20 protein-coding genes are annotated in these 22,469 nt (G+C 68.9%); 10 read left to right on the top strand and 10 right to left on the bottom strand.

Annotated features, from left to right (window positions below):
* Positions 1-17: 17 nt before the first annotated feature.
* On the bottom strand, positions 18-749 hold the full coding sequence (locus R8G01_20205; protein MDW3216324.1) for an enoyl-CoA hydratase-related protein: 732 nt from the start codon (positions 747-749) through the stop codon (positions 18-20).
* An 11-nt stretch (positions 750-760) separates the two neighbouring features.
* Here R8G01_20205 and R8G01_20200 point away from each other — a divergent pair, with 11 nt between their 5' ends.
* The 3 genes from R8G01_20200 (at position 761) to R8G01_20190 (ending at position 2,780) form a co-directional block, all read left to right on the top strand.
* Positions 761-1,039: a hypothetical protein gene (locus tag R8G01_20200; GenBank protein MDW3216323.1), complete on the top strand. Its 279-nt coding sequence runs from the start codon at positions 761-763 to the stop codon at positions 1,037-1,039.
* A 22-nt stretch (positions 1,040-1,061) separates the two neighbouring features.
* Entirely contained in the window at positions 1,062-1,652 is a 591-nt protein-coding gene (locus R8G01_20195; GenBank protein MDW3216322.1) for a TetR/AcrR family transcriptional regulator, read from the top strand.
* 87 nt (positions 1,653-1,739) lie between these two features.
* Positions 1,740-2,780, top strand: a complete 1,041-nt coding sequence (locus tag R8G01_20190; protein ID MDW3216321.1) for a GGDEF domain-containing protein — start codon at positions 1,740-1,742, stop codon at positions 2,778-2,780.
* A 3-nt stretch (positions 2,781-2,783) separates the two neighbouring features.
* On the opposite strand, the gene R8G01_20185 is transcribed toward R8G01_20190, so the two are convergent.
* Positions 2,784-7,274, bottom strand: coding sequence for a DEAD/DEAH box helicase (locus tag R8G01_20185; GenBank protein ID MDW3216320.1), 4,491 nt, complete (start codon positions 7,272-7,274; stop codon positions 2,784-2,786).
* 406 nt (positions 7,275-7,680) lie between these two features.
* Here R8G01_20185 and R8G01_20180 point away from each other — a divergent pair, with 406 nt between their 5' ends.
* The 3 genes from R8G01_20180 (at position 7,681) to R8G01_20170 (ending at position 9,093) form a co-directional block, all read left to right on the top strand.
* The gene (locus R8G01_20180; GenBank protein ID MDW3216319.1) at positions 7,681-7,875 is read left to right on the top strand and encodes a type II toxin-antitoxin system VapB family antitoxin; all 195 of its coding nucleotides are present in this window, start codon (positions 7,681-7,683) and stop codon (positions 7,873-7,875) included.
* Positions 7,875-8,276 (top strand): PIN domain nuclease, encoded by a 402-nt coding sequence (locus R8G01_20175; protein MDW3216318.1) that lies wholly within the window; start codon positions 7,875-7,877, stop codon positions 8,274-8,276. The genes R8G01_20180 and R8G01_20175 overlap by 1 nt, the downstream gene beginning before the upstream one ends.
* A 283-nt stretch (positions 8,277-8,559) precedes the next feature.
* Positions 8,560-9,093 (top strand): DUF427 domain-containing protein, encoded by a 534-nt coding sequence (locus R8G01_20170; GenBank protein MDW3216317.1) that lies wholly within the window; start codon positions 8,560-8,562, stop codon positions 9,091-9,093.
* Here R8G01_20170 and R8G01_20165 read toward each other — a convergent pair whose 3' ends face one another.
* The 7 genes from R8G01_20165 to R8G01_20135 all read right to left on the bottom strand — a co-directional run bounded on the left by R8G01_20165 (position 9,094) and on the right by R8G01_20135 (position 17,576).
* Positions 9,094-10,017, bottom strand: coding sequence for an LLM class flavin-dependent oxidoreductase (locus tag R8G01_20165; GenBank protein ID MDW3216316.1), 924 nt, complete (start codon positions 10,015-10,017; stop codon positions 9,094-9,096).
* Positions 10,018-10,084: 67 nt separating this feature from the next.
* The gene (locus R8G01_20160) at positions 10,085-10,741 is read right to left on the bottom strand and encodes a response regulator transcription factor (protein MDW3216315.1); all 657 of its coding nucleotides are present in this window, start codon (positions 10,739-10,741) and stop codon (positions 10,085-10,087) included.
* Positions 10,738-12,081, bottom strand: a complete 1,344-nt coding sequence (locus R8G01_20155; protein MDW3216314.1) for a histidine kinase — start codon at positions 12,079-12,081, stop codon at positions 10,738-10,740. Before R8G01_20155 ends, R8G01_20160 begins: the two co-directional genes overlap by 4 nt.
* Before the next feature lie 68 nt (positions 12,082-12,149).
* The gene (locus tag R8G01_20150; GenBank protein ID MDW3216313.1) at positions 12,150-14,759 is read right to left on the bottom strand and encodes a lipase family protein; all 2,610 of its coding nucleotides are present in this window, start codon (positions 14,757-14,759) and stop codon (positions 12,150-12,152) included.
* 117 nt (positions 14,760-14,876) lie between these two features.
* Entirely contained in the window at positions 14,877-16,535 is a 1,659-nt protein-coding gene (locus R8G01_20145) for an ABC-F family ATP-binding cassette domain-containing protein (GenBank protein ID MDW3216312.1), read from the bottom strand.
* A 128-nt stretch (positions 16,536-16,663) separates the two neighbouring features.
* Entirely contained in the window at positions 16,664-17,116 is a 453-nt protein-coding gene (locus R8G01_20140; GenBank protein MDW3216311.1) for a VOC family protein, read from the bottom strand.
* A gap of 10 nt (positions 17,117-17,126) precedes the next feature.
* A complete protein-coding gene (locus R8G01_20135) occupies positions 17,127-17,576 on the bottom strand; it encodes an AraC family transcriptional regulator (GenBank protein MDW3216310.1) in 450 nt (149 codons plus the stop codon).
* Between the two features lie 186 nt (positions 17,577-17,762).
* On the opposite strand from R8G01_20135, the gene R8G01_20130 reads away from it, so the two are divergent.
* The 3 genes from R8G01_20130 to R8G01_20120 are packed head-to-tail and all read left to right on the top strand — an operon-like array spanning position 17,763 to position 20,561.
* Complete coding sequence (locus tag R8G01_20130) at positions 17,763-19,421, top strand: DEAD/DEAH box helicase (protein ID MDW3216309.1); 1,659 nt, start codon at positions 17,763-17,765, stop codon at positions 19,419-19,421.
* Between the two features lie 55 nt (positions 19,422-19,476).
* Positions 19,477-20,136 (top strand): metal-dependent transcriptional regulator, encoded by a 660-nt coding sequence (locus R8G01_20125; GenBank protein ID MDW3216308.1) that lies wholly within the window; start codon positions 19,477-19,479, stop codon positions 20,134-20,136.
* Entirely contained in the window at positions 20,133-20,561 is a 429-nt protein-coding gene (locus R8G01_20120) for a hypothetical protein (GenBank protein ID MDW3216307.1), read from the top strand. The genes R8G01_20125 and R8G01_20120 overlap by 4 nt, the downstream gene beginning before the upstream one ends.
* Position 20,562: 1 nt before the next feature.
* Here R8G01_20120 and R8G01_20115 read toward each other — a convergent pair whose 3' ends face one another.
* The gene (locus tag R8G01_20115) at positions 20,563-21,753 is read right to left on the bottom strand and encodes an MFS transporter (GenBank protein ID MDW3216306.1); all 1,191 of its coding nucleotides are present in this window, start codon (positions 21,751-21,753) and stop codon (positions 20,563-20,565) included.
* Between the two features lie 82 nt (positions 21,754-21,835).
* On the opposite strand from R8G01_20115, the gene R8G01_20110 reads away from it, so the two are divergent.
* Complete coding sequence (locus R8G01_20110) at positions 21,836-22,441, top strand: hypothetical protein (protein MDW3216305.1); 606 nt, start codon at positions 21,836-21,838, stop codon at positions 22,439-22,441.
* Positions 22,442-22,469 lie beyond the last annotated feature (28 nt).

Below are 22,469 nucleotides of genomic sequence, written 5' to 3'. Positions count from 1 at the left end.
GAGCGGTCGCGAGGCCGTTATCGACCACGGAACTCGGGCCGACGCTTCTCGAGGAAGGCGGTTCTGCCTTCGACCGCGTCGTCGCTGGCCCATGCCGCCGAGCGGAGCGCCTCGAATCGATCACGGTGCTCCGCCGTCGGGACGGGGTCGAGACCGACCTTGTGCGCAGCGACGGAGAGCGGCGCGAGGGCCGCGATCTTGCCGGCCCAGTCGAGCGCGTCGTCGAGCTCGCCGAGCCGGTGCACCGCACCGGACGCGTGCAGCCGCTCACCGGTGTAGGTCTCGGCGGCGAGCAACATGCCCCGCGCCGTGGCCGAACCGAACTCGGTGCGGAGCCGGTCGATCGTCCACCGGTCGATCACCAGGCCGAGTCGGGCGGCCGGCACGCCGACGATGCTCTCCGGTGTCGCCACCCGCAGGTCGCAGACGGCGGCCAGCTGGGCGCCGGCGCCGAGAGCCGGGCCGTCGATCGCTGCGATGACCGGACCCGCCATCGTCGTGAACCCGTGCAGCACTCGCTCGAGGGCCGAGTTGAACGCCGCTGCTTCAACGCCGGTCAGATCGGCACCGGCACAGAATGCGGGCGGCTCACCGGTCAGCACGACCACGCGGGCGTCGGCGAGCGCTCGTTGCGCATCGAGCAGCTGCAGGAGCGTCGCATGATCGACCGCGTTGCGGCGTTCGGGACGATCGAGTGTGATCGTCCACACACCCGCACCGATGTCGGAACGCTCCGCAACCCGTACCATCTACGCAGACTATGACCGCGTCCTCGCCAACGCCCCGCTCGGACGACCCCGTCCGGATCCGACGAGCACACTTCGCTCGGTGGACCCTGATCGCCAACCGGGTCGGTTATCTCGTGCTGGCACTCGCGATGACGTTGTTCATCCTGGCGTTCCTGTTCGGGTTCACGGCGACGATGGCGTCGCTGATCGTGGGCTGCCTCGTCGTCTCGTTCGTGCTCCTCGCACCGAGCATCGTGCTCGGATATGCGGTCAAAGCAGCCGAGCGCGACGATGTGGAACGTGGCTTCTGAATCGGTTACCCTGCGGTAACTCATGAACACGCCCCGCCTGTCCGCCGATGCCCGCCGAGAGCAGATCCTCGACGTGGCGATCGACGTCTTCGGACGATCCGGCTACTTCGGCTCGTCGATGAACGACATCGCCGACGCGGCCGGCGTCACCAAACCCGTGCTGTACCAGCACTTCGACTCGAAGAGCGACCTGTACAGCGCACTCCTCGAAGAAGTCGGCAACCGCATGCTCGAAGCGATCGCGAAGGCGACGGCGAACAGCACGAGCGGCAAGCAGCAGACCGAACTCGGCTTCCGGGCGTACTTCCGCTGGGTGGCACACCGCCATGACGAGTTCATGCTGCTCTTCGGCGGCAGTGCCCGACACGACGGCGAGTTCAGCGCCCAGGTCCGCCGCATCACCAACGACGCCGCCGCTGCGATCGCGCCGCTGATCTCGGTCGATCTCGAGCCGGAGCATCGGACCACGCTGGCCCACGCGCTCGTCGGACTCGCCGAGGGCGCCAGCCGCCGACTCGTCGGCCTCGGCGAGCGGTTCGACCCCGACGTCATCGCCCGCGAGGTCAGCGATCTCGCCTGGGCCGGCCTCCGCGCCATCAGCCCCTCCAGCTGACCGCCCGAGGCACCGACCGCGGTCGCCGTGCGGCGGGTGCGTCGGGAAACACTCAAGATTTGCTGGATCGGGCCGATCTTGAAGGTGATGCTGAACCTACGCCACGCTCTCGCTGCCACCGTCGCCGCGGTCGCCCTGGTCCCCGCCGGGCACGTGCAGGCGTCGATCGGCGGCGACGAAGCCATCCACACGCTCGCCACCGATGCTGCTGATCTTCTCGCCGAGGAACTGACCCTGGTCGAGCAAGCCACGTCCCCCGGTGCCGTCTCACCCGCCGAACTCGACGCGGTGCGCTCACAACTTCGCGCCGTCGACGGCTTGGGCCAGTCGGTGCTCGTGCAGCTCCGCAATCTCGGTGTCTCGTTGACGCCGGCGATCGAGACCACCCTCGAACGCCTCCCCGACCTCGCTACCGGCGACACCACATCGGTGTCGGTGGTCCCGGAGCCCGTGGTCTACCAGGCAGCGATCGACGACCTCGTTCGCATCGCGGCGACGCCCTCGGCCGTCACCGCCGGCGGCGACGACTCGAACGGGCCGTCGTACGCCCTGCTGCTGGTCGCTGCCGTCTCGCTCCTGATCCTCGGAGCCGCCGCGCTGGCCAACACGCTCTGGCGTCGGACCGACCCCGGCGAACTCGACGCCCTCGCCTGGAGCGACGGACTGACCGGTCTCGCCACCCGACGCCGACTCGACCATGACCTGCAGACCGCAGCCGGCAATGCCCCGACTTCGGTGATCATGATCGACGTCGACCACTTCCAGAGTGTCAACGACTCGTACGGCCACCAGACCGGCGACGACGTGCTCAAGCGCCTTGGAACGGTGTTCGAGCACCACGTGCGCATGGACGACGTGGTGTACCGCTACGGCGGCGAGGAGTTCTGCGTGCTGCTGCCGGGCGCCGACGCCGCCGAGGCCCGTCTGGTCGCCAACCGCATCGTCGAGGCCGCCCGTGAGGTCGACCTCCCCAACGGCGCCAACGTCACGGTCTCGGTCGGCATCGCCGGCGGGGTCGGCAACGAACTGGAAGACGCCATCGAGCACGCCGACCATGCGGTCCATCTGGCCAAGCAGCAGGGCCGCGACCGGGCGGTGCACGCCGACGAGCAACTCGTCGCCGGCTGACGATCAGCTCCTGATCACGAGCCCGCGGTAGCCGTCGACGAAGCCGGCCGACCGGAGGATCTCGGCGACCTCGTCGCCCACCGGACCGCCATCGACCTTGCGCACCTCGACGCTCCGCTCGCGTCCGGTGCCGACCAGCCCGGCGAGTGCGGCCGCCCACGACGGGTCGGTACGGGTGTCGGGAAACGTCACCAGGTGGTGACTCCGACGATCGAACCACGCGAGCGGTGAACCCTGTCGCAGCACCACCAACGCATTCGCGCTGCGGGCGGGTCGGCCCGGTGTGACCGGCCACGCGAGCGCGGCGCCGTACGGCTGGGCCGGATCGGTCGCCGCGACGATGATCGGCGCCGGCGCGCGATCGGGGTCGAGTTCGACATCGATGACGTCGCGGGTCGCCCGCAGCCGCTCGATCGCGCCCGGGAGCGCGAACTGTGCGGCACCGAGACCGGCCACGAAGTACCCGCGCCGGGCGCGGCCGCGCTCTTCGAGCACCTTCAGCACGCCGTACACCGAGGCGTAGCCACCCTGCACCCCCTCGGCCAACACGGCCTCGCGGGTGACGACGCCGTACCGCTCGAGCATCTGCATCGCCTGCGCGTGGGCAGCCTCGGTCGACGTGGGGGCCGGAGCGAGGAGCGGCTGGACCAGGCTCCAGCGGCCGGCACCCGCCGGCGGCCCCAGCCGGGTCAGCCGACCGGGGCGTGGACGACCGCCCGAGCGCCGGCCCGACTTCTTGGGCGCCACGACTCCGCCGCCGGCGATCAGCGCCCGGAGTGGGGCGAGGGTGTCGTTGGTGACCTCACCGGCCCACACGAGGTCCCACAGCGCGACGAGCAGCTCGGTGTCGGTCGCCTCGGGCGCCGCCTCACGCAACTGCCCCCAGAAGCTCGCGCCGCGTTCGGCGAGGCGGGCACGGATCGCCTCGTGCACCTCACCCGCCGGTTGGTCGCCGGTCTCCCACCCTGGCGCGAGCAGCCCGATCTGATCGGCGAAGCAGACGCGGATACGACCGTCGCGCGACCCGATCGCCCCGGCGCCCGTCCAGACGACCTCGCCCGATGCGCACAGCTCGTCGAGCATCGTGGGTCGGTAGCCGAGCAGCCGTGACGGCAACACATCGCGTTCGAGCATCGAGGCGACGATCGGCGCGCCGGCGAGCATGCCGATCGAGTCGACCAACGCCTCGAGACCGCGCCGATCGGCCGGCATCGAGTGCCACGCCGGCAGGAACCGACCGAACGCGTCTTGTTCGACCGGTTCCACCTCCTTGCGGAGCACGGCGAGGGAGCGCCGCCGCAGCTGTCGGAGCACGTTGACGTCGCACCACTCGCGCTGCACCCCGTCGGGCCGGAACTCGCCGAGCACGACACGGTCGTCGCCGGCCAACGCGGCGATCGCCCCGTCGATCCGCTCGGGCGGTGCACCGAACCGGCGCGCGACGTCGGCGGCCAGGAACGGACCGTGGGTGCGAGCGAAGCGACCGACGAGTTCTTCGAGCGGGCGGGCGACCGGCTCGGTGAACGCCATCGGGAGCCCCAGCGGGACCGAGCAACCGAGCGCATCGCGGTAGCGCGCCGCGTCTTCGGCGGCGGCGAAGCGGACATCGTCACCGATGCCGATCTCGATCGCACGGCGCTCGTCGATCAGGTTCGCCAACCAGTCGGCACCACTGCCCTCGCAGCGCACGTCGATCTCGGCGGCGGTCAGATCGCCGACCTTGCGCAGGACGTCGTGCAACTCGTCGGCCGACCGCGCCCGGCGACCGTCGGCGAGGCACTGCAGCTCGAGTTCGACGTCGGCGAGCACACCCGGGTCGAGCAGCTCACGGAGTTCTTCGGCGCCGAGCAGCTCACGCAGCAGGTCGCGATCGAGCGCCAGCGCGGCGGCCCGACGCTCGGCGAGCGGAGCGTCGCCCTCGTACATGTACTGGGCGATCCAGTTGAACAGCAGGCTCGACGCCATCGGGCTCGACGATTGCGTGTCGACCTGGACCAGTCGGAGCTGGCGGGTGCGGAGTTGACCGAGCACCTCGCGCAGCGCCGGGACGTCGAACACGTCTTGCAGACACTCCCGAGACGTCTCGAGCAGGATCGGGAACGTCGGATACTTCGACGCGACCGCCAGCAGGTCGGCCGCCTTCTGACGCTGTTGCCACAGCGGCGTGCGTTTGTCGGGACGGCGGCGAGGCAGCAGCAGTGCACGACCGGCGCACTCGCGGAAGCGGGCCGAGAACAGCGACGTCTGCGGCAACGATGACACGACGAGCTCGTCGATGTCGTCCGGGTCGATCATGAACACGTCGAGGTCGAGCTCGTCGGCCGCCTCGGGCAGCCGGATGACGATGCCGTCGTCGCCCCACATCGTCTCGACCGGCAGGTCGTACTTGTCGATCAGACGGCGCTCGATCGCCATCGCCCAGGGCGCGTGCACCGGCGTACCGAACGGGCTGAGCACACAGACGCGCCAGTCGCCGATCTCGTCGCGGAACCGCTCGACGACGATCGTGCGGTCGTCGGGTACCGCCCCGGTGGCCTCGGCCTGCTCGCTCAGGTATTGCACCACGTTGTTGGCGGCGAACGCGTCGAGCGCGTAGTGGCCGCGCAGACGCTCGCCGGCATCGTCGTCGGACAGGGCCCGGATCTCGCGGACGAAGGCGCCGAGGGCCCGCCCGAGTTCGAGCGGACGGCCCGGACGGTCGCCGTGCCAGAACGGCATCTTGCCGGGCTGGCCTGGAGCGGGGGTGACCGTGACCCGCTCGAACGAGATGTCTTCGATCCGCCACGTGGAGGCACCGAGCAGGAACGTCTCACCGGGACGGCTCTCGTAGACCATCTCCTCGTCGAGTTCGCCCACCCGGGTGCCGTCGGGCAGGAACACACCGAACAGGCCGCGATCGGGGATCGTGCCGCCGCTCGTGACCGCCAATCGTTTGGAACCGTCGCGAGCGCGCACGACGTCGTTGACACGATCCCAGACGATGCGGGGACGCAGCTCGGAGAACTCCTCGCTCGGGTACCGACCGGCGAGCAGGTCGAGCACGTTGGTGAGCAGCTCGTCGGACAGGTCGTGGAAGTTCGCGCACCGGCGGATCAGGCTGGCGAGCTCGGACACGGCGACGTCGCCGGTGATCGCCGTGTGGGCGACGATCTGCTGGGCCAGGACGTCGAGCGGGTTGCGGAGGTACTTGGTGTGCTCGATCTCGCCGTCGAGCATGCGGCGCACCACGACGGCCGTTTCGATCAGGTCGCTGCGGTGCTTCGGGAAGATCGACCCTTTGCTCGGCTGACCGACGCTGTGACCCGCGCGGCCGATGCGCTGGAGCCCACGGCTGACCGCGCCGGGCGACTCGACCTGGATCACGAGGTCGACCGCGCCCATGTCGATGCCCAGTTCGAGCGACGACGTGGCCACGATCGCCCGGAGCGTCCCGCGCTTGAGCTGGTCTTCGATCACGATCCGTTGCTCGCGGGCGAGCGAGCCGTGGTGCGCCTTGACCAGATCTTCGGTCATCAGCCCGGTCTCGGGGTTCATGCCGATGCCCTGCTCCTCGGCGAGTTCGTTGAGCTTCGCCGCGAGGCGCTCGGCGGCACGACGGGCGTTGCAGAAGATGATCGTCGAACGGTGCGCCAACACGAGTTCGAGCACCCTCGGGTACACGCTCGGCCAGATCGACGAGCGCCGCTCGGCTCCGCCGGGCTGCCCCATCGGTGCGCTGTCGTCGCCGGGCGCACCCATGTCTTCGACCGGGACGACGACCGACACCTCGAGCTCCTTGCGAACACCCGTGTCGACGATGTGGACCGGACGTGGCGTGTCGGCGTCGGCGTAGCCGCCGAGGAAGCGAGCGGTCTCCTCCAACGGTCGCTGCGTGGCCGACAGACCGATCCGTTGCGGCGGCCGATCGGTGACCTCTTCGAGCCGTTCGAGCGTCATCGCCAGGTGGGCACCGCGCTTGGTGGTGGACATCGCGTGGATCTCGTCGATGATCACCGTCTCGACACCCGCCAGAGTCTCGCGGGCCTTCGACGTGAGCATCAGGTACAGCGACTCGGGGGTGGTGATCAGCAGGTCGGGTGGGCGGCGGATCAGCTTCTGACGGTCGTTGGACGGCGTGTCGCCGGTGCGCATCGCGACCTCGGGGGCGGTGAACGGCTCGCCGATCCGCTCGGCGGCCAACCCGATGCCGGTCAGCGGTGCCCGCAGGTTCTTCTCGATGTCGAACGCCAACGCTCGCAGCGGCGAGATGTAGAGCACCCGGGTGCGATGCGAGCGCTCGTCGGGGCGGGGTGTCGTGACCAACCGGTCGATCGACGCCAGGAACGCCGTGAGCGTCTTGCCGGAGCCGGTCGGGGCGCAGATGAGTGTGTGTTCGCCGGCGGCGATGTGCGGCCAGCCCTCGACCTGCGGCGGGGTGGGCGACGGGAACGACGACGCGAACCATTCGTGCACAGCCGGCGAGAACGCCTCCAACACCGGATGATCAGCGATCACCGCAGGCTACCGACGGGGTGTGACGAGGTTGCCGGGCCGCTCCAACGATCTGACAGACCCCGCGGACCTGGGTGTCCTGATCCGGGATTACCGCTCGGTCCCGACGTCCCGTCGAAGGATCGGAAGTGAGGTTGCGGGCAGCCGAGGTTGCTGATCGACGACGTGTTTGGTGGACGGTCAGGGAACCGACTTGCGGTGGGCGGCGTGTAGAAGGACGTGACGAACGCAGAAGGTCAGTGACGCGAATCCAAGGTCCACGACGTGCCGCAGAGAACACGCGCGCCGTAATCCGGTCGATGGCGGCCCGATCGCGCCACGCTTCGGCCCCAACTGCTGTGCTTTCAAATCGCATCCGCCACTCGCCCTGCGCGTATACCTACGGCGATGTCTCGTATATACTGGCGGCGTGACCAAGCGACTGATCGACGTAGATGACGATGCACTCGATGCCGCCCGCGCCCGACTCGGCACCCGCACGATCAAGGACACTGTCAACGAAGCTCTCCGTAGCGCCGCCGATCAGCGCAGCACACAACTCGCGAGCGCGCTCTCAGTCCTGGCCGACGCGGACCTCGACGACCGCTCCGCAGCGTGGCGCTGATGTTCTTGCTCGACACGAGCGTCCTCACCAGAATCAGCGCACCGTCGATCCTCCAGCGAATCGAACAACTCGACAGCGAAGGCCTGGCACGCACCACCATGACCGACCTCGAAATCGGGTACTCAGCGCGAAACGGAGACGAGTGGGACCGTCTCATCGTGGCGCTCGGGGCGTTCCGCCGAATCGATGTCGAAGAACATCACTTCGACCGGGCACGACAGGTTCAACGCGAGCTGGCCGCCCATGGACTGAAGGGCCGCAAGGTCCCCGATCTCCTCATCGCCGCCGTCGCCGAGGCCGTATCGCTCACGGTCTTGCACTACGACGCAGACTTCGACCACATTGCGACCGTGACCGGTCAACCCACGCAATGGATTGTCGAGCGCGGATCGATCGACTGACCGAACTCGTTACGACCTTGGTCGATCTGAAGCACGACCCTCGTTCGTGAGGCCGCACACTTCACCACGCAGAATCACTGCCTTCAGCGAGGAGCGCGCGCCACAGACCGGCCCGTAGGCCATGCTCGATACTCGCGTCGCTGGGACGCTTCAGACCCGTCCTGGAACCGGCACCCTGATCACGTCGGCGGGCCCCGTGCACAGGCCGTCCACGTGAGCGAGCGTCACCGATGTGCCGATCCGTGAGCTCGAACGTCGCCTGACGCGCCACTAGCCTCGTGTCATGGCGGTTCGTGGCGAGGCGGAGTTGGAGGCGGCGGGCGGTGCCGGCGCGACCGCTCCGAACGGCAAGGCCGTCGAGTCGGTGTGGGAGTTTCCCCGACCACCGGCCGTCGAGCGGGTCGACTGGCGGATCAGGGTGATCCATGGTGGTGCCACGATCGTCGACGCCCCGCACGCGATGCGGGTGCTCGAAACCAGCCAGGCGCCTGCCTATTACGTCGCTGCGGCGTTCGTCGACGACGACCACCTCACAGCCTCCGACAAGCGAACCGGATGCGAGTGGAAGGGCATCGCCCGGTACGCCGACATCGTGGTCGGCGACCGGCGCAGTCGCGATGCGGCGTGGTCCTACACCGATCCGACTCCGGCGTTCGCTCCGATCCGTGACCACTGGGCGTTCTACGCGCAGTCGGTCGACGAGTGCTGGGTCGACGACGAACGGGTCGATCCGAACGAAGGCGACTTCTACGGCGGCTGGATCACCGGCAACGTGACCGGGCCGTTCAAGGGCGGTCGCGGCACGCTGTTCTGGTGATCAGCGGTCCGAGCGGCGCACGGCGCTGATCACGTCGGCGAGCCACTCGATGCTGTCGCGGGTGATCGGGTCGACGACGAGTTGCACGTGCGCCGCTCCGGCCGCCTCGAACTCCAGCAACCGGTCGGCGATCTCGGACACCGAGCCGCGCACGGGCCGAACCGCTTCGCCCCCGTCGTAGTCGCCCATGACGCGGCCGGCACCGCCATCGAGCTGCACCAGCACACATGCGGTCGCAGCGACCTCGCCGGGACCGCGGCCGATCGCGGCGAGGCGTTCGTCGACACGTTCCCGCTCCCGGACGAATCCCTCGACCGAGTTGCCGTACTGACTCCACCACATGTTCCACGAGGCCACGTACGGCAGGGTGATGTCGAGCATCCGGTCACCGATCGAGCCGACCATCAGCGGCGGGCCACCCGGTCGGGGCGAGCGGGGATGCAGCACGCACCGATCGACGTCGTAGAACTCGCCGTGGAAATCGATCGACCCGTCGGTGAGCAACGTCCGGATGATCGTGAACGCCTCTTCGAACCTGCTCACGCGTCGATCGAACGGGAACCCGAACGCGTCGTACTCGCGCCGGTTCCACCCGGCGCCGAGTGCCACGGTCAGACGACCCTGCGAGATCGCGTCGACGGTCGCGGCCTGCTTGGCGAGCATCGCCGGCGCGTGGAAGCTCGTCGAGGCGACCAGCGGACCGATCTCGATCGTCGTCGTCACCGCGGCGATCGCCGCGAGGGAGGTCCACACCTCCCACGGCCCACGAGGGCCGACCTCGAGGTCGTACAGCAGGTGGTCGCCGAGCCACAACGAGTCGAACCCCACCGCCTCGGCGGTGCGCGCCATCTCGAGCAGTTCGGGGAACGGCACCTCCCACTCGACCTCCGGCAACTGCACCCCGATCTTCATCCGACGATCCATGAACGAAGTGTGCCACGGTCGCACCCGGGTCCGATGAGGTGCCGCAGCACGGGTGCCGGCGACCGCTTCAGTGCTCGGCGAGCCAGAGGAGGACCGAGCGCACGCGGCGGTTGCTCTTGGGTTCGTCACTCAGGTGGAGCTTCGAGAAGATCGAGTTGATGTGCTTCTCGACCGACTTCTCGCTGAGGTGGATGCGCTCCGCGATCGCGCTGTTGCGCAGCCCTTCGGCGATCAGCGCCAACACCTCACGCTCGCGGTCGGTGAGGTCGTCGAACGGCGACGGGCGTCGCGAGCGCGCCTGGACGAACACCTCGATCGCAGCGGCGTCGATCGACGAACTCGACGAGCAGACGGCGTCGATCGCGGAGGCGAGTTGGCGACGATCGGCGACGTGCTCCTTGAGGAGGTAGCCGAGCCCCTCGGTCCCCTCCTCGAGCAGTTCGATCACGTAGTCGGCGTCGAGGTACTGGCTCAGCACGATCACGCCGGTGTCGGGATAGCGAGCGCGGATCTCGCGAGCCGCCCGGATGCCCTCGTTCGTGTGGGTCGGCGGCATGCGCACGTCGGTGATGACCAGGTCGGGCCGGTGCTCGTCGACCGCCGCCAGCAGGGTCGGATGGTCGTCGGCCTCGGCGACCACCTCGACCCCGTCGAGCGTCGCCAGGACCGATGTGACCCCCTGTCGCAGGAGCAGTGCGTCGTCGGCGATCACCACTCGCCTCATACCCCGGCCTCCTCGAGCTCGGCCGATGCGTGCGGCAGCCGCGCGATGACGGTGGTGCCGGCACCCGGAGCGGTGTCGATCGTGAGTTCGCCGTCGAGGGCGCCGACGCGGTCGGCCATGTTCAGCAGGCCCCGCGAGTCGGTGTGCACCGACGGATCGAAACCGGGCCCGTCGTCGGCGATCGTGACCACCAGATGCCCGCCGTCGATCGCCAAGGTGATCGCGATCTTCGTGTCGGTGCCTCCGTGCTTGGTCGCGTTCTGGATCGCCTCGACGCACACGAAGTACAGCGCCAGGCAGGTGCTCGCATCGATCTCGCCCGACGTCGTGTCGGCGACGTCGATGGGAACCGGGGACCGGCGCGCCACCGCGTGCAACGCACGCGCCAGACCCAACTCGTGCAACCGGGCCGGATACACGCCCTGCGCCAGGTCACGGAGTTCGTCGACCGCTTCGGTCGCGGCGTGGTGCATCGCCATGAGCGACTCGCTCGTCGGCGCGTGACCCTCTTCGGCCAGTTCGGCCGCGAGCCGCAGCTGGAGTGAGAGTGCCACCAACCGCTGCTGGGCCCCGTCGTGGAGATCCTGTTCCAGGCGGATCCGCTCCTCGTCGGCGGCCACGAGCAGACGCCGTCTCGACACGCGCAGCGCCTGGTCGGCCGCCTGCAGCTCGCGGTTCTGACGAACCGAACGCTGCAGGCTGCGGAGATGCACGAGGTTCAGTTCCTGGATGTCACTCATGACCAGCCACATGTTGGCACCCACATAGACGAGGATCACCGTGAGGTACAGCCATCGCGGCGCCGCCTCGTCGAGGCCGACCCCGTCGGTCGTGAAACTGATGAACGAGATCGCAACCGCGATCAGGATCGTGCCCGGGATCAGTCGGCGAACCAGTCGACGATCGAGGTACGTGGCAGCCAGCACGACCGGACCGATCACGTTCTGCATGGCGATCGGCAGCGTGTCGGGGAGGATGATCACCAGCGGGAACAGCAGGTACCACGCGCCGAGATTGGCCCAGAGGATGCCGCGCCGGAGATCGCCGCGCCGGAAGTGCGGACCGGCCATCCAGCGGAACGGCAGCACGAACAGGATGCAACCGGCGAGCACGGCCAGCCACCACGCCTGCAGGATCACGGCGAACACCGCCACCCCGATCGCGAAGATCGTGATCGCCCGCTGATCGGACGCGTTGTTGGCGATCAGCCAGTTCTTCGCCTCGCTCCGAACCTCGGGGATCTCCGATTCGGCGATCGACAGCAGTTCGACGTCGTCGTCCCCGGCGTCCGTCCGGTCGATCATCGGGTCGGTCGTCGTGCCGGGCGAGGTGTCGGGCATGGCCGGAGGCTAGACGCCGCATCCGGACGGCTCCTGACCGCCCGCCGACCCCGCCGCCCCGCCGACCGTCAGCCCTGCACCCCGTGCGACGTCCGGAGGATGCGCTGGTTCCCGCTGTCGTCGATCATGACGTACGCGACCCACCACCGGTCGGGGTCGGAGCCGACCCGGATCTGGGTGCGCTCCGGCGAGTTGGTGTCCGCCTTCGCCTCGACCCGACCGACGATGCTGCGGTAGTAGCCGTTCGGGCCGACGATGTACGGATTGTCCTCGAACAGCACGATCAGGTCGTGGTCGCCGGGGTCGCTGACCGACCACACGAAGTCGATCGTGTCACCGCCGATGAAGTTCTCGTTGCGCCGCAGCGACACGCTCGGCGTCGCCGGGAAGTACTCGCGGGTGGCGATCAGGTCGCCGAAGATGTCGACGTAGCCGATCCAGTAGTCGTCACCCTTGCCGACGGTCGTGGTGTGAGTGTCGTTCGTGTCGATCAGCACATTGCGATCGCGGATCGGGTTCGCGGGGTTGGTGAGTGTGCCCGACGTGCGCCACAGGCCGACCCAGTCGCACGGCCCTTCGAGCGGCGAGTCCCAGTCGAGCCGGATGTTGCCACTCGAGATCGTGATCCACACCGACGGAGCGCCGAGGAAGTCGGTGGCGCCGACCCGCTTGGCGTACTCGGTGCGTCCGTGGTCGACGACCGTCGGCACGAGCGTGACGCAGCCGCCGTAGTTGCGTCCGTCACCACGGTCGACACGGACCCGCGTGTCGTCGTCGCGCCCGTTGAGCACGGTCATGTTGCGGATCTGCGAGTACGGGTTCGAGCCGATCGCGCTCGGCACGTGTGGCACGGGGTCGCGCGGGTTGGCGACGGCGAACGACACCGGCACGTACGTCGCGTGGTGGCCGACCATCTCCTCCGACATCGATCGAGGCGCACCGAACGTGTAGGTCGCCACCTCGTGACGGGCGTAGCCGAGCCTCATCATGTCGTCGACCAGGTCGAGGGACGCCACCGTCGCCAGGGCACCGCCGAGGCTGTGTCCGGTGAAGTACACCCGAGCGTCGGGCTCGCCGGACTGCTCGTTGGCACGGAGCACCTCGAGGAGTTGATCGCGAACCGCCAGGTAGGCGCCGGCGAACCCGCTGTGAACGGCATTGGAGACCATCTGGCCGTTCGGGAGCTGCCACGGCACCCGGGTGGCGCTGACGTCGGTGAGGATGTCGGCCAGGTTCAGTTCGGTGCCGCGGAACGACACGACGAGGTCGTTCGTCTCGGTGTTGCGAGCGACGATCACCTCGGTGTCGGTCAGCGCGCCGAGCAGGCCGTGGCTGCCACGGATCGCCGTCACGAGCTGCCAGCACGACATCTGCGGCGCGTAGTGCACGGTCTCGTCACCGATCAGGTGCAGGAATTGGCCGGCCCGTGCCACACCCGGCTCCACCTCGTAGGCCCGCGACGACAGCCCGAACATCGTGCGGGCGGTCGGGGTCTCGTAGCTGGTGCCGGTGGAGCCACGGCACTCGTCGCGGATGTCGTCGAGGCGGGTGTCGACCTTGCGGTCCGGCGCACCCGACACCGTCGCTGCCGTGAACACACCACCATCGACCGTCCCCAGATGATCCGCCACCACATCCACCGACGAATGCTCCGAGTTCTGCAGACACACCTCACCATCCACACCGATCGGCGCCACCGCCACATTCGGATCCACCGAACCCGGCCCGAAGTTCACGTTCGACCCCACCGGCGGATCCGACTTCACATCCGACGACACCAACAACCCGAACCCCAACCCCGACGCCTCCACCGGCGTCACATTCACGATCGCCGCATCACCCGGCGACCCATCCACCCCGAAACACAACTGACCCGACGGCGCCAGACGACCCCCGCCCAACCCATCACGCGTGTCGACCTTGCGATCCGGCGCACCCGACACCGTCGCCGCCGTGAACACACCACCATCGACCGTCCCCAGATGATCCGCCACCACATCCACCGACGAATGCTCCGAGTTCTGCAGACACACCTCACCATCCACACCGATCGGCGCCACCGCCACATTCGGATCCACCGAACCCGGCCCGAAGTTCACGTTCGACCCCACCGGCGGATCCGACTTCACATCCGACGACACCAACAACCCGAACCCCAACCCCGACGCCTCCACCGGCGTCACATTCACGATCGCCGCATCACCCGGCGACCCATCCACCCCGAAACACAACTGACCCGACGGCGCCAGACGACCCCCGCCCAACCCATCACGCGTGTCGACCTTGCGATCCGGCGCACCCGACACCGTCGCCGCCGTGAACACACCACCATCGACCGTCCCCAGATGATCCGCCACCACATCCACCGACGAATGCTCCGAGTTCTGCAGACACACCTCACCATCCACACCGATCGGCGCCACCGCCACATTCGGATCCACCGAACCCGGCCCGAAGTTCACGTTCGACCCCACCGGCGGATCCGACTTCACATCCGACGACACCAACAACCCGAACCCCAACCCCGACGCCTCCACCGGCGTCACATTCACGATCGCCGCATCACCCGGCGACCCATCCACCCCGAAACACAACTGACCCGACGGTTCGACATCGGCGACGGCGGGCGTGTGGAGCACGAGGGCGCCGGCGACGGTCGTCGCGGCGGCGACGAGCACGGCCGTCCATCGACGTGTGCTCTGGTCTACTGATCGGTCGGGTCCCATCCTGCGAGTATCCGGCGCGAGGCGATGCCCGGGGAACTGTGCTGCCCCGACGTTCGACGAGGGTTGTCCCTACCTCACCGAAGGCGGCCGGTCTCCGTCGATTCGACCGTCGTGGAGTCGGACGGTCCGGCTGACCCGGATCCGATCGAGGAATTCACGGTCGTGGGTGACGAGCAGCACGGTGCCGGGGAAGGTGTCGATCGCCTGCTCCAACTGTTCGATCGCCGGCAGATCGAGATGGTTGGTCGGCTCGTCGAGCACGAGCAGGTTCGCCCCGTTCGCCATCAGGAGCGCGAGCGACGCACGGGTGCGCTCCCCCGGCGACAGCGAGGCCGTCGGCCGTTCGATGTGGTCGCCGACGAGCCCGAACTTGGCGAGCAGCGTGCGAGCGTCGCCGACGTCCATCCCGGTGGCGTCGACGAACGAGCGGACGAGCGTGTTCGCACCGGTGAGTTGGGCGCGGACCTGCTCGATCTCGCCCGCCACGACGCCGCTGCCGAGGTCGGCCGTGCCGTGGTCGGGAGCGATCCGTCCGAGCACGAGGTCGATCAACGTCGACTTGCCGGCGCCGTTGTGACCCACCAGTGCGATCCGATCGCCGTACGACACGAGGAGATCGATCGGCCCGAGCCGGAAGCTCCCACGGTCGACGACCGCTCCCGACAGACGGGCGACCACGTCTCCGCTGCGTGACGCGGCCGGGATCTCGAGACGGAGCTCCCACGGTTCGCGCGGCTTGTCGACCACCTCGAGTCGTTCGGACGCCCGCTTCGTCTGAGCTGCCTTGCCGGCGAGCTGTTCGGTCTGGTTCATCCGGAAGGCGCGGATGTTCTTGTCGGGCTCGTCGTTGGCCGATCGTTTGACCTTCGACTGCCCCTGCTGCGCCCATTCGCGCTGCTGTTGCGCGCGCTCCGCCATCCCCCGTCGCTTCGTGTCGTAATCGGCAAAGGCCTCCCATGCGTGCCGGCGGGCCCGCTCGCGCTCGTCGAGGTACGCCTGCCAACCACCGCCGAACATCGACAACCGGTGGGTGAACTCGTCGATCTCCGCGACCCCGGTGATCACACGGTGCAGGAACCGACGGTCGTGGCTGACCAGCAGCACGGGTGCGGCGAGCCCGAGCACCCACGCCTCGAGCCGGTCGAGCCCGTCGAGGTCGAGATCGTTGGTGGGTTCGTCGAGCAGGTACACGTCGAACTGCGACAGCAGCATCGCGGCAAGGCCGGCGCGCGCAGCCTCTCCGCCGGACAGCGACGACGACGTCGCCTGGTCGAGCAGCCGATCGGACATGCCGAGATCGGCGGCGACGACGCCCAGTCGGGCGTCGAGATCCGCTGCCCCGAGGGCCAGCCAGCGCTGCAAAGCGCGGTCGTACCGGTCGGCGGACGCAGCGGTCTCGTCGACCAGCCGCTCGGTGGCGGCATCGAGCTCGCGCTGGGCGGCGGCGACACCGGTCCGGCGGTGGAGCAGCTCCCTGACCGTCTCGCCCGAGCGATCGGGTTCCTGTCGCAACGAGCCGACGTTCGCCACCGGCGGCGCCAACCGGACCTCACCGGCATCGGGGACGAGCTCGCCGGCCGCGGCGGCGAGCAGCGTCGACTTGCCGACCCCGTTCGGGCCGACGACGCCGATCCGGTCACCGGGAGCGACGAGGAGATCGACCGAGTCGAGGATCGTGCGGGCACCGCGGCTGACGGTCAGGTCGTGCAGCGAGAGGGTTGCGGACATGCGAGAGACTCCAGGTGATTCGAAAACGGACCGGACTCGTCACAGGCGCATCCCCCCAGTGTGCCAGAGCAAGGCGAGCGGAGCGAACCGGGTTCGCTCCTCGCCAGTGTTCCAGCCGAGGCGGCCGATCAGCTCGGGTCGAAGCCCTCGAAGCCCTCGAAGTCGGCGTCGGTGTAGGCCTTCGGCTCCACGAGAACGATCCAGTTGCCCGAGTTGTCGCGCATCAGCGCCTCGACCCCGTACGGACGGTCCTGGGGTTCCTGGAGGAACTCGACGCCCTTGGCGGCCAACTCGGCATGGGTCGCTCGGCAGTCGTCGACGTTGAGGCCGACACCCGGCAATCCTCCCTCGGCCTGGGCTCGCCGCATCGCCGCCACCAGTTCGTCCGACAGCGGCGGGCCGGGCTGTGTGAGGTGCAGGTGCAGCTCTGGCTGCGAGGGGTGAAAAACGGTGAGCCAGCGGAAGTCCGGCCCGAGCATCAGGTCGTCGCCGACCTCGAACCCGAGGGTCTCCGTGTAGAAGGTCTTGGCGGCGTCGTGGTCGGTGACCCAGACGCTGACGAGGGAAACGTTGGTGATCATGTGCCCGACGCTACGAGTCGGCTTCGATCGGTGGCTTCTCCCCGCTTGCGGACTTGCGTTCGGCCAATCCCCACATGAACACGTAGCACCCGGGGATTCGGGGCGCGTTGCCGCCGTAGCGACGCTGGAAGTCGCTCGGCGTCTCGCCGACGATCTCGCGGAATCTGCTGCTGAACGAACCGAGGCTCGAGAAGCCGACCGCGAAGCAGACCTCGGTCACCGTCAGGTTGGTCGCTCGGAGCAGATCCTGGGCCCGCTCGATCCGTCGCTCCGACACGTACGTCGCCGGTGTGCGGCCGTACGTCGCTGTGAACAGCCGATGGAAGTGGTACTTGCTGAGCATCGCGGCTCCGGCGAGCCGATCGAGGTCGAGCGGCTCGGAGAAGTGTCGGTCGGCGAGGTCGCGGGCCCGCCGCAACTGCACCAGCGTGGCCTCGGCGATGGGTTTCGGCGTGCTCACCGATCGGGCGCCCCGGGTCGCGGCATACCGCCGACGGTATCCGAGACGACGGGGTGGACCGGGTCGAGGTGAACTTCCCAGGACCCAACGGAGCGAACCGGGTTCGCTCCGTGCGGTTCCTCGTTCCGGGGACAGTTTCCGGGAAGGTTGGGCAGTGACGTCCCAGCGGCCAGAATCGACGGTCCCGTGAGCACCGTCACCCTCCGCCCCTGGCAGCGCGAAGCCTTCGACCTCTTCAACGCGAGCGACGGACCCGATTTCCTCGCCGTCGCCACCCCGGGTGCCGGCAAGACCACGTTCGCACTCACGTGCGCTCGCGCCACCCTGGCCGAGGAACAGCGACGCCTGATCGTGGTCGCTCCCACCAGCCACCTGAAGATCCAGTGGTCGCTCGCGGCGCACCGAATGGGCCTCCAACTCGATCCCGACTGGGGGCCCGGACAGGGCATCGCCCGCGACGTGCACGGGATCGTCACCACCTACCAGCAGGTCTCGATGCCCGCCTCCGCCGACGCGCTGCGCGGACTGGCCGCCGGCGGCATGGTGATCCTCGACGAGGTGCACCACGCCGGCGACGAGCGAGCGTGGGGTGACGGCATCCGCCGGGCGTTCGAGCTCGCCGACAAGCGGCTGTCGTTGTCGGGTACCCCGTTCCGCAGCGACAGCGCCAAGATCCCGTTCGTCCGGTACGACGTCACCGCCGAGGGCGATCTCGCGCACTCGGACTACACCTACGGCTACGCCGACGCGCTCCGCGACGGCGGCGTCGTGCGGCCGGTGTACTTCCCACGCGTCGACGGCCAGATGGAGTGGAGCACCCCGTCGGGCGATGTGCTGCGGGCGACTTTCAACGACGAGCTCGCCCGCGACCAGGTGTCTGCGCGGCTCCGGACCGCGCTGTCGCTCGACGGCGACTGGTTGCCGACCGTGCTCGGGCAGGCCCACGACCGTCTGCGTCAGATCCGCCAGGAGCAGCGCGACGCCGGCGGGCTCGCGATCGCGATCGACCAGGAGCACGCCCAGGGCATCGCCCGCCTGCTCCGCAACCGGTTCAACACCACCGCGGACGTCGTCGTGAGCGACGACCCACAGGCGTCGCGCAAGATCGCCGAGTTCGCCCAGAACGACCGGCCATGGCTGGTCGCGGTGCGGATGGTCTCCGAGGGCGTCGACATCCCCCGCCTCCGGGTCGGGGTGTACTCGACCACCACGTCGACCGAGCTCTTCTTCCGGCAGGCGGTCGGGCGTTTCGTGCGGTGGCAGGCCGGCCGCGCCACCCAGAAGGCGTACGTGTACGTCCCCGACGACCCTCGGCTTCGCCACCATGCGTTCCAGATCGCCGAGGCCCGACGTCACGTGTTGCGGCCACCGAGCCAGAACGACGACGAGTTCTCCGAGCAGGGCGAACTCGACCGGCAGGTCCACGCCGACGACCTCGCCGAGCAGCTGTCGCTGTTCTCCGTCGTGTCGTCGACCGCGACCGGCATCAAGTTCCACGCCGTCACCGAGTCGGGCGTGGAGATGTTCGACGACGAGCCCGATCCGCCGTCGCCGGTGTTCGAGGAAGACCCCGCGCTCGCGATCGATCTGCCCGACGTCCCGACCGAGGCCGGTCTCGTGTCGTGGAGTTCGCTCAGCGTCGCCGAACAGAAGGACGATCTCCGCACGCGCAACGCCGACCTCGCCAAACGCCTCGTCGACATCACCGGCTGGGGTCACGCCCGGGTGCAGGGCGAACTCAACCGGCTCGCGGGGGTGCCCAAGGTCGCCTCGGCGACCGTCGATCAGCTCGAACGGCGCCTGCGTTACGGCGACAGCTGGTATCGCCGCCTCAAGCGCGGCTGACCTGCGAGTTCTGGCCGCCGGACACACCGCTCCCGAGAGCCCGTAGACTGGGGGCATGCCTGCCGCCGGAGAGCATCATCCAGCCTTCGAGGAATACTGCGAGTGCATCTTCGAACTCGCCGAGGACGACGTCGAGATCATCCAGGCGCGCATGGCCGAACGTCTGCAGGTCAGTCGCCCGGCAGTCAGCGAGATGATCCGCAAGCTCGAACACGAAGGGCTCATCACGAACGACGGCTCGATCGAATTGACCGCCAGCGGCCTCGAACTCGCGCAGCGGGTCGTGCGCCGCCACCGGCTCGCCGAACGGTTCCTCACCGACGTCCTCAAACTGTCGTGGGCCGAGGCCCACCACGAGGCCGGCAAGTGGGAGCACATCATGAGCGAGAACGTCGAGCAGGCGATGGACCACATGCTCGGCTCGCCGACCACCTGCCCGCACGGCAACCCGATCCCGGGCAGCGACTACGTCGAGCCCGACTCGAAGCCACTCTCCGATCAGCCGGTCGGGCAGCAGTTCACGGTCCGTCGCATTCCCGAGGAACTCGAGTTCACACCCGGGCTGCTCGAGTTCCTGGAGGAGTCGTCGCTCCGTCCGGGCTGCACCGGTGTCATCACGGCGTCGTCACCCGACGGCACCATGACGATCGAGATCGACGGGCGCCACGTGGGGGTCGGCGCCTTTGCGAGCGAACGGATCCTGGTCACCGCGTGACTCGACCCGCCGCCGGGGCCCTCGCCCTGGTCGCCGTGCTCACGCTGGGGGCGTGCGGCACCACCTTCGTCGACGAATCCGTCACCACCGTCGACACCTCACCCGACGCCACCACCACCACGCTCGCGCCGGTCGAGGACGACGCGCCCATCGGCGAACTGCTCACCGACATCGAGCGACTCATGTTCGACCTCGATCAACGGATCATCGACGACGACGACGCCGTCGAGACCCTCGACCGACTCGACGAGCTGTGGCGGGTCGCCGAGCGTCAGATCCGCGCCGAGGATCCCGACGACCTGTTCAACTTCCAGCAGGCGATCGAACTCGCTCGCACCGGGGTCGAGCGGCGCCGCCCGGCCGACGCCAGCAAGGGCTACAAGATCCTCGCCGACGTGAACGACGCCTACCTTGGCCGCAGCTGATTCACCGACGCAGCGAGAGGGCCAGCAAGCCGGCCACACAGGGCAGCGTGACGATCGCCGTCGCCGCGCCGACCGACAGCGAGGTGGCGGCCAGCACTCCGACGAGCGTGGGGATCATCAGTGCGGTCACGCTCGATCCGGTGCGGAGCCACGCCAGCCCGGTACCTCGACGGCCTCGGAACCTGGCCGCGTCGTCGTACAACTTCGGGAAGAACGTGGAAGTGCCGATGCCGGCGACGCCGTACGCAGCGAGCACCGCCCACCGGTTCGGGACGAACGCGGCGCCGGCGAGCCCCAGCCCTGACACGACGATCGCCCACCGGAGCAGTCGCGCGTCACCGATCCGCATGACGACGGCATCGCCCCCGAGTCGGCCGGCGGTCATTCCCACGGTGAACGCGACGTAGCCCAACCCGGCGAAACCGGCGGTGGCGCCGAAGTCCTCGCTCAGCCGGAACGCAGCCCAGTCGCCCGACACGAGTTCGACGGTCACCGAGAATGCACCGGAAACCGCCAGCACGATCAGCGCGGAGCGAGCCGCGCCGGTGCGCTTCGGGGACGGCGCTTCCGCATCGGCGTCGGCGTCCCGGTCGGTCTGCCCCTCGTCGACCGTGAGCAAGCCGCGACCGACGAACGTGAGCGACGCGAGCATCAGCGCAGCAGCGACCGTGAGATGGGTCTGCAGCGAGACCCCGGACGCCGCCGCCTGCGCAGCGACGAGTCCACCGACGACGGTGCCGAGACTCCACAGCCCGTGGAGCCGGTTCATGACCGGGGCGTGCCGCCGGGCGCTCAACCACGAGCCCTGCAGGTTCATCGAGACGTCGACCAACCCGTCGGCGACGAACATCGCCGCGGCACCGAACACGAAGACGACCGGCGCCGTCGCGAACCCGATGGTCGGCAGCGCCGAGGTCAGGAGCACCCCGCCGACGACCAGGGTCCAACGCGTGCCGAAGCGTTCGATCAGGCGCGGCGCCTGGAGGCTCCCGACCGTCCCGATCGTGATCGCGAGGGTCATGATCAGCCCGAGACCGTCGAGCCCCACCCCGACCCGCTCCCGGATCTCCGGCAGACGCGGCACGAACGAAGCGAACGCCGCACCGTTCACGAAGAACTGCGTGGCGACCGAACCCAGCGCTCGTCGGTCGACGGCGCTGTAGCCGCGCTGGGTGACCGGCTCCGAACTCACCCCGGCACGCTACAACCGGCCCCCTGATGCCTCCCGGCGAACCGGAGGCTCCGGTCGACGCCGAGCTCGCTACCGTGCTGCCGTGCTCGCTCGCCGGACCACCCTGCTCCTGTGTGGCCTCGCGCTGTACGGGTTCAGCCTGACGCTGCTGCTGCGGGCCGACCTCGGGCTCGACCCGTGGGACGTGTTCCACCAGGGTCTCGCCGACACCGTCGGTCTGTCGTTGGGTACGACGATCGTGCTGACCAGCTTCGCCGTGCTCGCGCTGTGGATTCCGCTGCGGGAACGACCCGGAGTCGGCACCGTCGCCAACGCGGTGTTGGTCGGACTGGGCGTCGAGGTGTTCCTGGTCGTGATCCCCGACGTGGACGAGCTCTGGCTGCGTTGGCTCCTGCTCGTCCTCGGGATCGTCGGCAACGGCATCGCCACCGGCATGTACATCGGAGCCGGGATGGGGCCGGGCCCTCGCGACGGTCTGATGACCGGGATCGCGCGCCGACGAGGTTCGATCCGAGTCGTGCGCACCTCGATCGAACTCGCCGTGCTCGTCACGGGCATCCTGCTCGGCGGAACGTTCGGCATCGGCACCATCGCCTACGCGATCTCGATCGGCCCCCTCGCCCAGATCTTTCTCCCGATCTTCACCCGGATCGGCGTCACCCCCCGCCGCCGGCCGGTGATCGTCTGACGGACGACACCCACCGGTCCGCTGCGAT

The sequence above is a fragment of the Ilumatobacteraceae bacterium genome (assembly GCA_033344875.1).
In the GTDB taxonomy this organism is placed as follows: domain Bacteria; phylum Actinomycetota; class Acidimicrobiia; order Acidimicrobiales; family Ilumatobacteraceae; genus Ilumatobacter.
Note: the sequence above shows the minus strand (reverse complement) of the source record. Positions and strands in the feature narration are given on the sequence as shown.

What these genes read in the sequence shown, in the direction of transcription:
- R8G01_20205 (MDW3216324.1), bottom strand. Translation starts at nt 749, where the DNA reads ATGGTACGGGTTGCGGAGCGTTCCGACATCGGTGCGGGTGTGTGGACG.
- R8G01_20200 (MDW3216323.1), top strand. Translation starts at nt 761, where the DNA reads ATGACCGCGTCCTCGCCAACGCCCCGCTCGGACGACCCCGTCCGGATC.
- R8G01_20195 (MDW3216322.1), top strand. Translation starts at nt 1,062, where the DNA reads ATGAACACGCCCCGCCTGTCCGCCGATGCCCGCCGAGAGCAGATCCTC.
- R8G01_20190 (MDW3216321.1), top strand. Translation starts at nt 1,740, where the DNA reads ATGCTGAACCTACGCCACGCTCTCGCTGCCACCGTCGCCGCGGTCGCC.
- R8G01_20175 (MDW3216318.1), top strand. Translation starts at nt 7,875, where the DNA reads ATGTTCTTGCTCGACACGAGCGTCCTCACCAGAATCAGCGCACCGTCG.
- R8G01_20170 (MDW3216317.1), top strand. Translation starts at nt 8,560, where the DNA reads ATGGCGGTTCGTGGCGAGGCGGAGTTGGAGGCGGCGGGCGGTGCCGGC.
- R8G01_20165 (MDW3216316.1), bottom strand. Translation starts at nt 10,017, where the DNA reads ATGGATCGTCGGATGAAGATCGGGGTGCAGTTGCCGGAGGTCGAGTGG.
- R8G01_20160 (MDW3216315.1), bottom strand. Translation starts at nt 10,741, where the DNA reads ATGAGGCGAGTGGTGATCGCCGACGACGCACTGCTCCTGCGACAGGGG.
- R8G01_20155 (MDW3216314.1), bottom strand. Translation starts at nt 12,081, where the DNA reads ATGCCCGACACCTCGCCCGGCACGACGACCGACCCGATGATCGACCGG.
- R8G01_20145 (MDW3216312.1), bottom strand. Translation starts at nt 16,535, where the DNA reads ATGTCCGCAACCCTCTCGCTGCACGACCTGACCGTCAGCCGCGGTGCC.
- R8G01_20140 (MDW3216311.1), bottom strand. Translation starts at nt 17,116, where the DNA reads ATGATCACCAACGTTTCCCTCGTCAGCGTCTGGGTCACCGACCACGAC.
- R8G01_20125 (MDW3216308.1), top strand. Translation starts at nt 19,477, where the DNA reads ATGCCTGCCGCCGGAGAGCATCATCCAGCCTTCGAGGAATACTGCGAG.